The organism is Streptomyces sp. NPDC007084 (genome assembly GCF_040703595.1).
Lineage (GTDB): Bacteria > Actinomycetota > Actinomycetes > Streptomycetales > Streptomycetaceae > Streptomyces.
This window is the reverse complement of sequence record NZ_JBEYFY010000061.1, coordinates 1-14,128: the sequence shown is the minus strand read 5'-3', so window position 1 is coordinate 14,128 and position 14,128 is coordinate 1. Positions and strand designations below refer to the sequence as shown.

At 72.8% G+C, this 14,128-nt stretch carries 12 protein-coding genes; 2 read left to right on the top strand and 10 right to left on the bottom strand.

What is annotated here, in order from left to right:
- The first annotated feature begins 146 nt into the window (after positions 1-146).
- Complete coding sequence (locus AB0912_RS30620) at positions 147-917, top strand: phosphotransferase (RefSeq protein ID WP_366705565.1); 771 nt, start codon at positions 147-149, stop codon at positions 915-917.
- Between the two features lie 83 nt (positions 918-1,000).
- On the opposite strand, the gene AB0912_RS30615 is transcribed toward AB0912_RS30620, so the two are convergent.
- From AB0912_RS30615 to AB0912_RS30600, 4 genes are all read right to left on the bottom strand, one after another.
- Complete coding sequence (locus AB0912_RS30615) at positions 1,001-1,474, bottom strand: hypothetical protein (protein WP_366705563.1); 474 nt, start codon at positions 1,472-1,474, stop codon at positions 1,001-1,003.
- Positions 1,475-1,517: 43 nt separating this feature from the next.
- Entirely contained in the window at positions 1,518-2,090 is a 573-nt protein-coding gene (locus AB0912_RS30610) for a VOC family protein (protein WP_366705561.1), read from the bottom strand.
- Positions 2,091-2,254: 164 nt separating this feature from the next.
- A complete protein-coding gene (locus AB0912_RS30605; protein ID WP_366705559.1) occupies positions 2,255-3,103 on the bottom strand; it encodes a fumarylacetoacetate hydrolase family protein in 849 nt (282 codons plus the stop codon).
- Positions 3,104-3,648: 545 nt separating this feature from the next.
- A complete protein-coding gene (locus AB0912_RS30600) occupies positions 3,649-4,131 on the bottom strand; it encodes an Lrp/AsnC family transcriptional regulator (protein ID WP_366705557.1) in 483 nt (160 codons plus the stop codon).
- A gap of 396 nt (positions 4,132-4,527) precedes the next feature.
- On the opposite strand from AB0912_RS30600, the gene AB0912_RS30595 reads away from it, so the two are divergent.
- A complete protein-coding gene (locus AB0912_RS30595; protein WP_366705555.1) occupies positions 4,528-6,891 on the top strand; it encodes a pyruvate dehydrogenase in 2,364 nt (787 codons plus the stop codon).
- Between the two features lie 138 nt (positions 6,892-7,029).
- Here the strand turns inward: AB0912_RS30595 and AB0912_RS30590 are convergent, their stop codons facing one another.
- The 6 genes from AB0912_RS30590 to AB0912_RS30565 all read right to left on the bottom strand — a co-directional run.
- Positions 7,030-8,226, bottom strand: a complete 1,197-nt coding sequence (locus AB0912_RS30590) for an amidohydrolase family protein (protein WP_366705553.1) — start codon at positions 8,224-8,226, stop codon at positions 7,030-7,032.
- Positions 8,227-8,617: 391 nt separating this feature from the next.
- Complete coding sequence (locus AB0912_RS30585) at positions 8,618-9,247, bottom strand: GntR family transcriptional regulator (RefSeq protein ID WP_366705551.1); 630 nt, start codon at positions 9,245-9,247, stop codon at positions 8,618-8,620.
- A 130-nt stretch (positions 9,248-9,377) separates the two neighbouring features.
- Positions 9,378-10,475: an amidohydrolase family protein gene (locus AB0912_RS30580; RefSeq protein ID WP_366705549.1), complete on the bottom strand. Its 1,098-nt coding sequence runs from the start codon at positions 10,473-10,475 to the stop codon at positions 9,378-9,380.
- A 108-nt stretch (positions 10,476-10,583) separates the two neighbouring features.
- Positions 10,584-12,233 (bottom strand): FAD-dependent monooxygenase, encoded by a 1,650-nt coding sequence (locus tag AB0912_RS30575; protein WP_366705547.1) that lies wholly within the window; start codon positions 12,231-12,233, stop codon positions 10,584-10,586.
- Complete coding sequence (locus tag AB0912_RS30570; protein ID WP_366705545.1) at positions 12,233-13,141, bottom strand: alpha/beta hydrolase; 909 nt, start codon at positions 13,139-13,141, stop codon at positions 12,233-12,235. Before AB0912_RS30570 ends, AB0912_RS30575 begins: the two co-directional genes overlap by 1 nt.
- A gap of 247 nt (positions 13,142-13,388) precedes the next feature.
- Positions 13,389-14,128: aldehyde dehydrogenase family protein (locus AB0912_RS30565; protein WP_366705543.1), on the bottom strand; the 740-nt coding region annotated here is incomplete at its 5' end.

The following is a 14,128-nucleotide window of genomic DNA, read 5'->3' as shown; positions in this document are numbered from 1 at the left end:
TGCTCGTCCGCTCCAACCGCCCCTGATCCTAACGGGGTTGTCCAGAAGGCCCCGAGACCGCCGGGGGAGCGGAACGCGGCCGGCCGTGCCGTCGCACGCGGCAAACCCCGCGACGCGCACGCCCGTCCCCGGGATACTGGTCGCCCATGGATGAGGTCGAGGTCGTCGTCGCCCACTCCGAGCGGGTGACTCTCCGCGTCGGGGACGTGTTCCTGAAGGTGGACGCCGATCAGGGGCGTCTCGGCGTCGAGGCCGAGGCGATGGCACTGGCGCCGGTTCCGACGCCGGACGTCCTGTGGCGCAGGCCGCCCGTGCTCGCGATCGCCGCGGTCCCGGGGACGGCGCTCGGCCGCCTCGGCGAACCGTCGTCCGCCTCCCCGGCCGCGTGGGCCGCGGCCGGTGCCGCGCTCCGGACGTTGCACGACGCCCCGCTGCCGCCCTGGCCCGCCCGGGGGAGGAGCCCCGACAAGCTGGCGGCGGATCTCGACGCCGAGTGCGAGCACCTCGTGACGAACGGCGTCCTGCCCGCCGGCCTGGTCACCCGCAACCGCAGGGTCGCCGAGGCCGCGCTCCGGCCGTGGACCCCGGTGTTCGCGCACGGCGACGCGCAGCTCACTCATGTGTTCGTCGACGACGACGAGGTCACCGGCATCATCGACTGGTCCGAAGCGGGCCCGGGTGACGCCCTGTTCGACCTCGCCACCCTGACCCTCGGACACGAGGAGCGCCTCGGTGACGTCGTCGCCGGCTATGGCACCGACGTCGACCTCGACGCGATCCGCGCGTGGTGGTCACTGCGGAGCCTGCTGGTGATCCGCTGGCTGATCGAGCACGGCTTCGACCCCTTCGCACCGGGCTGCGAGGTCGACGTGCTGAGATCCCGGATGTGCGGCGGCGCGGTCCCGCGTGCGTTCTGACGCCGCGAGCAGGCCAACTCCCGGGGTGCGTTGGCCTGCTGTGGTCAGGGGGCGTCAGCGCTCGCGCGCGGTCGCCGCGGCGGTCATACGGAGGACGGGTACGCGGCGGCGCCGGCGGCCAGGCGCTCGTAGGCCTGGCGCACCGCCGGCACCAGACGTGCGGCGGCCTCCGGATCGGCCTGCTCCTTGGCCAGTCGCAGGATGCCGCCGCTGCGCCGGTCCGCCGGTACGTGCTCGCCGCGCGCTGTGACCAGCGCGTGGAAGTGAGCGTGGTTCTCGCCGAAGACCATCAGATACGTGGCGGGTGCCCCGGTCACCTCCGTCACCGCGGCGACCAGGTCCCGGGCCCGCCGGCCGAACGTCGCGAGTTCGGCCTCGTCGAGCCCGGTGATCCGCTCGGCGTGACGGCGCGCGCGTAGGACGAACCAGCCGGGCACGTCGTAGCCCGGCACCGTCTCAGCCGACCACAGGGGGTCACGGAAGACGACGGCACGCTCGTCGTTGGTCCGTTCCAGGCCGCATATGAAGCAGTCGGGGGTGTCGCTGGACGCGCTCAAGATTCTCCTCGGCAAAGCGATGCGGAAGCTGGCTGGGCAGGCCTCAGACCGCCCCGGTGAGCACCAGCATGGGGTCGGGCTGGGGCGACTTGAGGGCCCAGGACCGGTTGGTCAGGTCCGCCACGTCCGTACCGGAGCGGCGGGCGGCCAGCAGGGCGTCCGGGTCGAAGGCGGGACCGACGGCGTCCTCGCTGTATTCGGGGCCGCGCATGTAGGCGGTGGCCTCGTCCGGGTCGGCGAAGTTGTCGATCTGCATCTCGACGAAGCTGCCGTCCGGGTCCTGGTAGTACATCGACGTGGTGACGCCGTGGGCGATGCACACCGCCGGGGTGACGCCCTTGTCGCGCAGCGTCTCGTAGCGGGCGAGGAGGTCGTCGAGGTGGGCGAAGGTGTAGGCGACGTGATGGACCGCGGCCGTCGTCGGGGACTTGCGGTCCAGCGTGACCGGCGGCGTGAGCAGGGCGACGCGGTGGTGCTCCTCGTCGTACGTGATGAAGCACAGGCTGTCGTTCTGGAAGACCACGTGGCCGTCCAGGACGGCGCAGTACCAGTCCCGCATCGCCGTGGGGTTGCTGGTCTGGAACACGACGTGGGCGAACTTCGGTGTGGCGGACATCCGATCCTCCTTGATCGAATTTCGCGGGCGCGTGCCCGCGCGGGCTGGAGAGCTACCTGCTGGTGTCGGTCGTCGGGGTGGCGCCCGGAGCGGTGACGGACGGCAGGGCCGGCCGGAGCGGTGCCGGATCGTCGGGCCGGCCGGCCGAGCGGGGCGCCGGTGTGTCAGGCGCGGGCGACGAAGCGCTGGCGCAGTTCGCCGATCCCCTCGATGGTGCTGACCAGTTCGTCACCGTGAGCGAGCCAGCGCTGCGGGTCGCGGCTCAGGCCCACGCCGGCCGGCGTCCCGGTGAAGACGACGTCGCCGGGCAGCAGCGGAATCACCGCGGAGAGCCGCGCGATCAGCTCGGGCACGGAGAAGATCAGGTCGCTGGTGCGGCTCTTCTGCACCTCCTCGCCGTTCACGGTGCAGCGCAGCCCCAGGTCGTCGCGGTCGTCGAACGCGTCGGGGGTGACCAGCCACGGGCCGGTCGGCGCGAACCCGGGGAAGGACTTGCCGAGGCTGAACTGCGGTGAAGGACCTTCGAGTTGGATGATGCGCTCGGAGATGTCCTGCCCCACGGTCAGCCCGGCCACATGGTCCCAGGCGGTGTCGGCGGAGACATGATGCGCCCGGACGCCGATGACGGCGACGAGTTCGATCTCCCAGTCGGTGTGGCCGCCGGGCGGCAGGGCCACCTCGGTGACGGGCCCCGTGATGCTGGTGGCGAACTTGGTGAACACCGGCGGCATGGTGTCCGGCACCGCGAACCCGGACTCGGCGGCGTGGTCACGGTAGTTGAGGCCCGCCGCGACGACCTGCCGTGGGGCGGGAGCCGGCGCGCCGAGGTCGGCGGGGTCGAACGAGTCGCCCTCGGGCAGCCGTGCCCCCGTTGCCCACTGCCGGAACTCCTCCCAACGGTCGTAGACGGCCTGCGGGTCCGCGGCGAAACGGCCGTCACTGGCCCGCTCGACGTCGACGGCACGACCGTCCACGACGAGGACCAGCCGGCCGGAGAGGTTGGCGATACGCACGGGACTGCTCCTGTGTTGCTTCGAGAAATTTTACTGGGGGTCGTACTGCGAGCCGGTGTGCGCCGGCGAGTCGGCGAGGGGGCGGGTGATGTGGAGGCGGAGGCGGAGGTGAGCGGCCGGCGCTTCGGTCGGCAGCGGCCTCACCGTGGACGCGGGAACGTGGCGGTTGTCGCGGTCGTGATGCCGATCACAGTAGAGCGCTATATGTGATAACAGCAAGACGTCGGGCCGACGAACTTTCACCCGGACCCTCCGCACCGCCCGGAACGAGCCGCTGCCCAGCACCCTCGCGCCGAGGAGGCCCCGCCCACGAAGATCAGCGCGTCGAGGGGACCCGGCCCAAGATCCTCGCCCTCAGGAGAGAGACCCCGCCCAAGATCCTTGGGCCGACAAACCCCCGCCCAAGACGCTCGCGCCGAGGAGACCCTCCTCGTCACCTTGCGGCAGCGATGCCCCCGCTGAGGCCCGGAGGCGGGCGGTAACGCCGGCCCACCAGGCCCCCGCGTACGGCCTCGCGCACACGACCGTGCGGCAGCGCCGCCCCCTCAACCCCCCGAACTGCGCCGCCGCAACAGCGGAGCGATCCGGTACGGCACCAGCCGCCGCATGACCAGCGACGTGCTGGTCCGCTCCACGCCGGGAATGCCGAGCACGTTCTCGGCCACCCGGTACAGGTCCTCGGCGCCGGTCGCGACGACGTGGACCAGCAGGTCGGTCTCCCCGCTGAGCCCGTCCACCTGCACGACCTCGGGGATCGCGGCCAGCGCCCGTGCCACCTCGTCGAGCCGGCGCTGGGCCACCCGGGTGGTGACGAACGCGGCGAGCGGATAGCCGAGCGCGGCCGGATCGACGCGCCGTTCGAAGGAGTCCACCGCGTGGCTGCGGTCCAGTGCGGCCAGGCGGGCTTGCACCGTGTTGCGGCTCAGCCCGCTGGCCTCGGCGAGGGCCACCGTCGTGGCCCGCGGGTGAGCGGAGAGCGCCAGCAGCAGGCGGGCGTCGGTCGGGTCGATCCGTTCGGAACGGGGCATGGTGCGCACCTTCCAGGGCTGAGAGGCCGGGCGACTGGGCATTCTGCGTCATTTCCTCGTGGGTTCTTGTGCGGTGTCGTCACCAGGTGGTCTCCTCGGCCCCAGCCGTGGCACACGCCGTTCGAGCCGTGGCACACAAGTCATTCGAGCGGCGACACACACTGCCGTTCGAGCGGTGGCACACACCGCCGTCCGAGCGTGGCGCACACCGTCGCTCGCCGGGCAGCGCCCCGGAGCCCGGTGCCCCGCGCACCGAACCCCGGTGCCCGGAGCCCGGTGCCGAGCGCACCGAGCGCCCGCGGCCGGTGCGTCCGGCTCGCCGCCGTGCCACGCCACCCGCACAGCCGGTCGTACGTCCGTACGCGGATGTGCCGAGCGCGAGGAGACCGTTCCTTCATGACCACCGCACCAGCCGCCTCCGGGCGGACCACGGACGCCGACTTCGGCGTGCTGCACGAGATCGAGAACCGCGTGCTGTGGCTGTCGAGCGCGATCGTGCACCACGCCAATCGGGTGCGCCCCAACCCGTCGGGCCTCAAGGTCGGCGGCCATCAGGCGTCGTGCGCCTCCATGGTGTCGATCATGACGGCCCTGTGGTTCCGTCACCTGCGCCCCGAGGACCGGGTCTCGGTCAAACCGCACGCCTCGCCGGTGCTGCACGCCCTCAACCACCTGCTCGGGGAACTGGACGCCTCGCACCTGACCACCCTGCGCGCCCTGGGCGGCCTGCAGAGCTACCCGAGCCGATCGAAGGACCCCGACCCCGTCGACTACTCCACCGGATCGGTCGGTATCGGCGCCACGGCGACGATCTGGGGAGCCCTCGCCCGCCGGTACACGACCGGCGCCACCGCTGGTGCCGGCGCCGCCGCCACCGCGGGTGCCACCGGCGGCGGCTGGGCCGGCCGACAGTACGCGCTGGTGGGGGACGCCGAGCTGGACGAGGGGGCGGTGTGGGAGGCGGTGATGGACCCCCAGGTCGCCGAACTCGGCGAACTCGTCTGGATCGTCGACCTCAACCGGCAGTCCCTGGACCGCGTCGTGCCGAACATCGCCGCGAGCCGCCTGCACGGCATGTTCGCCGCGGCCGGCTGGCAGGTGCTCACCCTCAAGTACGGCACCCTCCTTGAGGAGTTGTTCGCGCGCCCCGGGGGCCGGGAACTGCGGGACCGCCTCGACGCCATGTCCAACCCCGAGTACCAGCGTCTGCTGCGCTGCCCCGCCGGGGACCTGCGCGACCGCCTGCCCGGCACCGGCCCGGGGGCGCCGGCGATCGCCGCCCTGCTCGCGGACACCGACGACGCCACCCTGATGGCGGCCGTCCGCAACCTCGGCGGTCACGACCTCACCGCCCTCGACGCCGCCCTGTCCGAGGTCGACGACGACCGGCCCACGGTGATCTTCGCGTACACGGTCAAGGGCCACGGACTGCCCACCCAGGGCCATCCGCAGAACCACTCCTCCCTGCTGACGGAGGAGCAGATGCGGGAACTCGCCGACCGGGTCGGCACGGACCTCGCGGACCCCTGGCGGGGATTCGCCCCGGGCTCCGAGGCCGCCCGCCTGTGTGAGCGGACCGGGGCGCGGCTGCGCCGGGACGCCGTTCCCGAGGCGCGGCCCCCGAAGATCCCGGCGGACATCGGCCGTACGCCGACGGGCGTGGCGACGACACAGGCGGCGCTGGGCCGGGTGCTGCTCGACCTGAACCGCAGCGCCCCCGGCGCCGCGCGCCGGCTGGTCACGGTCAGCCCCGACGTCAGCTCCTCCACGAACCTGGGCGGGTGGGTCAACAAGGTCGGCGTGTGGTCGCCCAGCGAGCGCGTGGACTGGTTCGCCGACGACGCGGAGACCATCCTGCACTGGCGCGAGCGGCCGACCGGCCGGCACATCGAACTGGGCATCGCGGAGACGAATCTGGTCGGCCTTCTCGGCGAGCTGGGCGCCACCTGGAGCAGGTGGGGCGAACCCCTCCTGCCTATAGGGGTGTTGTACGACCCCTTTGTGCAACGCGCCCTGGAGCCGTGGTCGTTCGGCATCTACGCGGGAGGGCAGTCGATCCTGGTCGGGACCCCGTCGGGAGTGACCCTCGCGCCCGAGGGAGGCGCGCACCAGTCGATCACCACGCCTTCCCTCGGCATCGAGCAGCCCGGCTGCACGAGTTGGGAACCGGCGTTCGCCCTCGACACCGAGTGGACGCTGCTGGCCGCGCTGTCCCGGCTCGGACGGCCCGACGGCGGCTCCGCGTACCTGCGGCTCTCGACCCGGCCCGTGGACCAGTCGCTGGCCCGGGTGCCCACCGACCCGGCGGCCCGGGAACGCCGCCGCCGTCAGGTCGTCGCCGGCGCCTATCCGCTCCTGCGGCGGCCGGGAGCCCAGGTCACCATCGCGGCCATGGGTGCCATGGTGACCGAGGCGCTGGCCGCGGCGGACCGCCTCCAGAACCTCGGAGTCCCGGCCGACGTGGTGTGCGTGACCAGCCCTGGCCTGCTCTACCGGGCCCTTGACGCGCGGGCCGGACACGGCGACGCGGCCGACTGGATTCTGGACCAGGTCTTCCCCGCGGAGCGCGCCACACCGCTGGTCACCGTCCTGGACGGACACCCGCATACCCTCGCCTTCCTGGCCACCCTGCACCGCGTGCCCGCCCGCAGGCTGGGGGTGACCCGTTTCGGTCAGTCGGGTTCTCTGGAGGAGGTCTACCGCCATCACGGCATCGACACCGACAGCATCGTCACCGCGGCCCTCGACCTGACCCAGTAACACCCCGTCAGATCCCGGACGCGCCCCGCCAGGGCCCGTTTATCGCGCGCCAGTTCCCGGATACGCGCCGCCGGTCCCGGACGCGCGTCGCCCGTACGGGTAACGCGTATCCGGGACCAGGCGGGCCCGGCCTTCCGGTCAACCGACGGGCGCGTACTCCGTGCCGCCCACCCACACGCGCCGGATCGCCCGGGTCGCGGTGATGTCGGCCAGCGGGTCCCCGTCGATCAGGACCAGATCGGCGCGGCTGCCGACCCGGACGACGCCCCGGTCCCGCAGGCCGAAGGACTGCGCGGGCAGACTGGTCGTGGCGCGCAGCGCCTCACGAGGGGTGAGCCCCGCCCGGACCAGCAGTTCCAGCTCGTGGTGCAGGCTGGTGCCGAACGGCGGCTGCACGGGAATCCCCGGTGTGTGGTTGGAGTCGGTGCCCGCCAGGATCCTCGCGCCGGCCCGGCGCAGCGCGGTGACACTGCCCTCCGCGGCGGCGTAGCTCCACCCGGGCACACCCAGAGCGGCGAAGCCCTCCATCATCGTGAGGGTGGGGACGGCGATGGTGCCCGTGGCCGCGTACCGTGCCGCCGTCGCGTCGGAGAGCGGGCTGTCGAGCGGAACGTGATGGATCATGTCGACGCCCGCGTCCAGCGCGCGGCCGACGGTGAGCGTCGAGGTCGCGTGCGCCATGACGAGCTTGCCGAGCGAATGGGCCGCCACCGTCACGGCTTTGACGATGGCGGGGGAGAGGCCTGGCTCATCGACGATGATCTTGATGTAGTCCGAGCCCTCCCCGATCCGGGCGCGCACGAAGGCGAGCGCCTGTTCGGGGCCGGTCAGGATCGCGTTCGCCGGGAAGCCGGGAATCTGACTCTGCGGACTGCCGGGCGCCACGGCGGGCGTACCCGCGCTGCGGATGTCCGTCAGGCCGGGCCGCCTGCGCAGCGAGGCGACGAGCGAGGGCGGGAAGCAGGCCATGTCCAGCCCCGTCGTGACGCCCCAACCGGCCAGTTGCTGAAGGGTGGTGACGTCCTGGAGGTGGATGTGGGCGTCGATCAGACCGGGCAGCAGGACGGCCCCCGTGCAGTCGATCCGGCGCGCCCCGAGCGCACTCAGTCCGATCAGGCCGTTGTCGATGACGACGGTGGACGGAGAGGTCAGCCGGTCCCCGTCGAAGACCCGGACACCGGTGAGCGCGACCTTCGGGGAGGCGTCGGCAATGCGGGTGCGCGGCTGCGCGTGGGCGACGGTGGGGGCGACGAGCGCCGGCAGGGCCGCGGCGGCGATTCCGGCCGTCGCGGCGGTCTTGAGGAAGTCACGCCGGTTCGTGTGCGGGATGCACATCGTGGTGCCTTTCTGCGAGGGGGTGCGGAAAGTGCAGCGATCGAGCGTCGGGCCGGAGCGCGCTGACAGCGTGCTGTCGGCCGGCCTTCGGGCGGGTCCGGGGGCGTGTCCTGCCTGGTTCGGCGGACGCCCCTCGGTCCTCGTCGGGGGACGACCGTAGTTGTTATATGTGATAACAACAAGAGGTCGGCGCGGGTGCGTTCTCGCGTGAGGAGACGCGGGGGAGGCGGGCAGGTCCCCATCAGCCCGGTCAGGCCGAACGGGTCAACAGACCCAGTCAGCCCAGTCAGTCCCGTCAGGCCGCGCGGGCACGACAGGCCGGACAGGTAAGACAGGTCCTAAAGAGGCGGAGACGGTGTGCCCTTGCGGGAAGACGCGCCGTGCCGTCCGGTCAGGACAGCGCGGAGAAGGCGATCTTCTCGTTGCGCGCCAGGTGCCGTTCCACCGCCGCCGCGACCTTGTCGGGATCACCGGTGCGGTAGGCGGCCAGCAGGTCCACGTGGGCCTTCCCGCGCCGTTCGTGCTCGGTCGGGTCGGGGTCGAGCCGCCCGAATCCGATGCGGATGTAGCGTTCCGCCGCCCGCCACAGCGTGGTCAGGACGCGGATGTCCCAGGCGGTCGCGGCCGGCGCCAACAGCGCGAGGTGGAAGGCGTGGTGGTCGTCGTAGATGTCGGCCATGCCCTGCTCCCGCGCCCCGAACTCGGCGGCCTGCGACTGCAGCCGGTCCAGGTCCGCCGTGGTCAGCAGGGCGCACGAGCGCCGCGCGATCTCCGGCTCCAGAGCACGCCGGAGACGGTAGATTCCGCGCAGGTCGTCGAGGTCGAGCGGCGCGATGACCGCGCTGCGGCCGGGCCGCATGATGACCAGGCCCTCGCTCTCCAGAGAGCGCAGCGCCTCACGGATCGGGATGAAGCTGATGTCGAGCATGCCGGCCAGCTCGCGCAGCGAGTACTCCGCGCCGGGAGCGAGTCCGCCCGCCAGGATCGCGCGCCGCAACTCGTCGGTGGCCTGCTCGGACACGGACCGTGACGTAATGGGCTGCACGGCTCCTCGGGGTGTCGCCACGCTGTATCCCTCGCTTCGGCCGCCCAGTGGTCGATATCAACTATAGCGAGGCCACGTCCGCCGGCAGCGGGCAGGACGGGAGGCGTCACAGCTTCAGGATCCGCTCGGCGTTCCCGTGCGCGATCTTCCTGCGCTGAACGGGCGTCAGCGGCGCCCGGCGCAGGAAGTTGACGGCCTGTTCGCTCTTCTCGAAGGGGTAGTCGATGGCGAAGAGCACGTGGTCGATGCCCACGATGTCGATGGCCGCCTTGAGCATGGTGTCGTCCATGACCCCGGAGGTGGTGAGGGAGATGTTGGCCCCGAAGTACGCGGAGGGCGGCCTCTTGAGCGCCACGCGCGTGGTGATGTTCCGGATCTGCACATCGAGGCGGGGAGCGTGGAAGGGCAGAAACTCGCCCATGTGGCCCAGGATGAGCCGGGCGCCGGGGAAGTCGTCGAAGACCCCGCCGAGCAGGATCCGCAGGGCGTGCCCGCCCGTCTCGGCGGCCCAGCTGTAGAGCGGGCCGACGAGTTCGGGACGGTCCTTCAGCAGGCCCCAGTCGCCGGCCGGTGCCGGGGTGGGGTGCAGGTAGAGAGCGGCGCCCAGTTCCTCCAGCGCCGCCCACACCGGCCGGAACTGCGGCTCGTCCAGGTAGTGGCCGTTGGTGTGGCCGTTGACCAGGAAGCCGGCCATGCCGAGGTCGCGTATCGCCCGCTTCGCCTCCCGTACGGCCGCCGCGGGGTCCTGGAGGGGCAGGGCGGCGAGACCGCCGAAGCGTGCGGGGCGCTCGGCGATGATTCGGGCGAGGGCGTCGTTGGCGACCTGCGCGTCCCGTACGGCGATGGCCGCGTCGGGCTGCATCTGCACCCCGGGCGGGGTGAGCGACAGCACCTGCATGCTCACGCCGTTGGCGTCCATCTCGGCGAGGCGGTACTCGGTGATGTCCGGGAGCCGCTTCAGCCACTCGCGGGCGACCTCGGGCTTGAAGGGGATCGCGCCGCCCAGCGCGGTGCCCTGGGTGATGAGGCCGGGCAGCATGACGGCCTCCTCGATCGCGACGATCCTCAGCGGTCCGCCGTGAGCGGGGCGCCCGCCGTGAGCCTGGGCCACGCCGGGCGCCGCCAGCTGGCCCGCGCCGGCGAGCGCGGCCGTACCGGCCGCCGTGTTGAGTACCTGACGTCTGGTCCATGGTTGCCTGGTCATGTGTGCTGCTTCCTTCCGGAGTCGAGGACGTACGGACAGGGGGCCGCCCCGGCCGCGAGGCGGGTACCTCGGACAGGACGCGGCCGGGGCGGAGCCTTGGGTGGAGGGTCAGACCCGCTGCGGCGGCGCGGTCTCGACCCGGTGTGCGCCGCGCCCCCGCACGGTGTCGACCAGCGCGGGAAACGCCGGGGAGAGTTCGTCCCCCAGCCAGCCGACCACCTGGTCGGGGCGGACCAGCACGAAGCGGGCGCCCAGCCGCCGCGCGTAGTCGCCGGGGACCGAACCGCTCAGGCGCACCGCGTCGAGAGCCGCCCCCGCCTCCGGCAGGGCGGCCTCGTCGAGCGTCGCGTCACCGGCGACGAGCAGCGTCAGCCGGTCGCCCAGGACGTCGTACAGGGAGCGGCCGTCCCGGAGGAAGACATGCGGCAGGCGGGCACCCACACGCGCCCGTCCGTCGGGTGGCACGGGAGCCTGTTCCGGTTCCGCCGGAAGCACCGGGGAAGCGGCGATCCGAAGCCCGAGCACCAGGTCGAGGGAGTGGAACTCCGCCTTCTTGGTCTCCTGGATGCGCAGTGCCGCCGCCTGCCGCGCCGTCGCGCCCGCCCGGTCCCGGTCCTCCAGGTTCTCGGCCAGCAACTCGGTCGACAGCACCCGCATGTTGGCGGTCGCCTCCCGGACGACGCGCTCCTGGACGGGACGGCGCTCGGTCTCGTAGCTGTCGAGCAGTCCCGGCCCGCCCCAGCCGTCGAGCACCGCCGCCAGCTTCCAGCCGAGGTCGACGGCGTCACCGACACCGGTGTTCAGCCCATGGCCGCCGAAGGGCGGGTTGAGGTGTGCGGCGTCGCCCGCGAGGAACACCCGGCCATGACGCATCCGGTCGACCACCTGCATACGGGCCGTCCACGGGTCGGTGGACAGCACGGAGGCCTTCACCGGCCGGCCGGCCACCGAGTCGAGGAAGCGCGCCCCGTCCCGCTCGCCGGCCGCCCGGTCGACGCCGAAGAGGATCGCCCACCAGGTGTCCGTCCGGTCCAGCGGCCCGACCAGCGCGGGCGCGCCCGGGTTGACGATCCAGTACTGCACGGCGGGCCCGTGCCGGACGTGCTCCCACAGTCCGGGGCACTCGAAGACCATGCCGAAGTTCGGGCGCAGGGCCTCTCCGCCGAGGTAGCGGGCGCCGATCTCGTCGCGTACGACGCTGCGGGGGCCGTCGCAGCCGATCACGTAGTCGGCCGTCACGACGGCGCGGTTCCCGGCGCCGTCCTCCACGGTCACGGACACCAGGTCCTCGCTCTGGTCGAGGGCGGTGACCTTCGAGCCGAGGACGAGCCGGCACGCGGCGAGATCCTGGACCGCCTCGCGCAGCACGTCCTCCAGGACGTACTGCGGTGCCTGCTGGCCGACTTCCGGGAACCGGTCCCCCTCGGGCACGAGTCCGAGCACGCCGGTGAAGCGGGACAGCTCCGCCCCGGACAGCGACGTGCAGAACACGACGTCCTGGGACCAGGAGACGGGCAGGGGCGCGCGCTCGCGCAGCCGGCCGGCCAGCCCCCAGCGGCGCAGGTGCTCCATCGTGCGGACGTTGAGCGTCTTGCAGCGGGGCCGCGCCCGGGACACCGTCGGACGGGGCTCGACGACGACACACTCGACACCCCGGCGGCCCAGTTCGACGGCGGCCGCCAGTCCGACGGGGCCTCCGCCGGCGATCAGGACCTGGGTGTGCCGCGGCGGCCGGCCTGCCGGCCCGGTCGCGGGCATCAGGCCCCGGCCCCGGCCGGCCGCCGCGTCGCGGCCCAGTGCGCGCACTCCTCGGCGAACGCGAGCTGCCGCAGGTGCAGGGCGTGGCCGAGCGTGTGGTGATCGATGCAGTGGCCCGTGCCGCGGGCGACACTCGCGTCCACGAAGGGGGCCGCCGTGAACAGGCCGGCGAAGTGACCGACGTTCCGCGAACCGCTGCTCCACAGGGCGTCGAACTCGGCGAGCGCGTTGTGCACCGGTACGCGGACGTTGGGCGCGAGCCCGGGCAGATGCTCCCGCGGCCAGGCGGGTGCCTGCACCAACTCCCTTACCGGGACGGGCGCGTACGAGGCGTGGGCCCGCTCCACCGCCTCGGGGGTGTGGGTGTGCGCCGGGCCGAACATCACCGCGTCCCGCTCCGGGTACGGCAGATCGATCGTCGCGTCCGGCGGCAGCGTGCCGAGGGCTTCGGCCGCTCCGCCCGGCGGGATGACGGCCCCCATGCCGGTCGCGGAGACCCCGATCAGCGGGAAGGCGGGGTCGCCGGCCGCGATCATCAGCGCGATCATCCCGCCGATGGAGTGGCCGACCAGGAACACGCCGTCGGCCGCCAGGCGCTTGGTGGCCTGCGTGACGGCGTCGCCGAGCAGTTCGGCGTGGCGGGCGAAGGTGTTGGCGTCCGGCGCGAGAGGCGTGCTGCCCCCGTAACCGGGACGGTCGAAGGCGACCACCGGGTGTCCGTGCGCGACGGCGGCGTCGAGGAAGGAGCCCTCGGCGGTTGCCGCGACGTCGAAGTAGCGCGCGGTGTAGGTGCCGCCGTGGAGGGCGGCGATGAGGGGCTTGCCGGTGGGTACGGCGGGTCCGGCGGTGAGTGCCGTGATCGTGTGTCCGTCGACCTCGAAGGTCAGAAGGTCGCGTTGCTGGGCCATGTGTGGCCTCCTGCCAAGGTGTGTTCCAGCGTGCCGCGCGGCGGGAGGACGGCGCGCGGTGAACGACAACGCACGGTTCGCGGGGGAGCGTTGGCCCCCGGGTCCGCGGGCCCACGTGCCGCGTGCGGGCGGCGGCGGGGTCCTGCGAGACTAGGCGTTATATGTAATAACAGCAAGAGTCGCGGCACGCCCGGAGCGAGCGGATCGGCGAGTGGTGAACCGGCGAGGACGCGCCGGACGCGGGAGGTCAGCCGTGCTGCGGCAGATAGTCCTGGGTGATCTGCTTGTGCTCCAGGAAGTCCTCCACGGACGCCAGTCCGCCGAGGCGGCCCACGCCACTGGACTTGTAGCCGCCCTCCTCGAACTCCACCGTCAGGTTCGCCCAGCTGTTGACGGAGATGAGACCCGCGTCGAGCTGCCGCGCCACCCGAACCGGCCGGTCGGCGTCCCGGGACCACACGCAGGCGCTCAGCCCGTACTCGGTGTCGTTGGCGAGGGCGATCGCCTGCGCCTCCGTGTCGAAGACCTGGACCGTCTGCACCGGTCCGAAGGTCTCCTCCTGGACGATCGGCAGCGAGGAGTCGGACACGGCGAGCAGCGTCGGATGGTAGAAGGCGCCGCCCGCGAGTTCGGGGCGGGTGCTCGGGCCGCCGCGGACGAGCGGCTTGGCGCCGGCCGCCACGGCCGCCTCCACGGCGGCGTCGACCCGGGCGACCGACGCCTTGTCGATCAGCGGGCCGATCTCGCTGGCCGGGTCGGAGGCGGGACCGGGGCGCACGCTCTCCAGCCGACGTGCCAGGGCCTCGGTGAACGCGTCGGCGATCTCCCGCTGGACGAGCACCCGGCTGCCCGTCATGCAGAACTGCCCCGCGAAGACGGTGCACGACTGCACGGCCGTGGCGAGGGCGGCCTCCGTGTCGGCGTCCGCGAACACCAGATGCGGCGTTTTCCCGCCCAGCTCCAGCCCCACCCTCTTGAACCGGGACG

Bases quoted from the DNA above. Each gene is read 5' to 3' on its own strand.
- AB0912_RS30620 (WP_366705565.1), top strand. From the start codon at position 147: ATGGATGAGGTCGAGGTCGTCGTCGCCCACTCCGAGCGGGTGACTCTC.
- AB0912_RS30610 (WP_366705561.1), bottom strand. From the start codon at position 2,090: ATGTCCGCCACACCGAAGTTCGCCCACGTCGTGTTCCAGACCAGCAAC.
- AB0912_RS30600 (WP_366705557.1), bottom strand. From the start codon at position 4,131: ATGCCCCGTTCCGAACGGATCGACCCGACCGACGCCCGCCTGCTGCTG.
- AB0912_RS30595 (WP_366705555.1), top strand. From the start codon at position 4,528: ATGACCACCGCACCAGCCGCCTCCGGGCGGACCACGGACGCCGACTTC.
- AB0912_RS30590 (WP_366705553.1), bottom strand. From the start codon at position 8,226: ATGTGCATCCCGCACACGAACCGGCGTGACTTCCTCAAGACCGCCGCG.
- AB0912_RS30580 (WP_366705549.1), bottom strand. From the start codon at position 10,475: ATGACCAGGCAACCATGGACCAGACGTCAGGTACTCAACACGGCGGCC.
- AB0912_RS30575 (WP_366705547.1), bottom strand. From the start codon at position 12,233: ATGCCCGCGACCGGGCCGGCAGGCCGGCCGCCGCGGCACACCCAGGTC.
- AB0912_RS30570 (WP_366705545.1), bottom strand. From the start codon at position 13,141: ATGGCCCAGCAACGCGACCTTCTGACCTTCGAGGTCGACGGACACACG.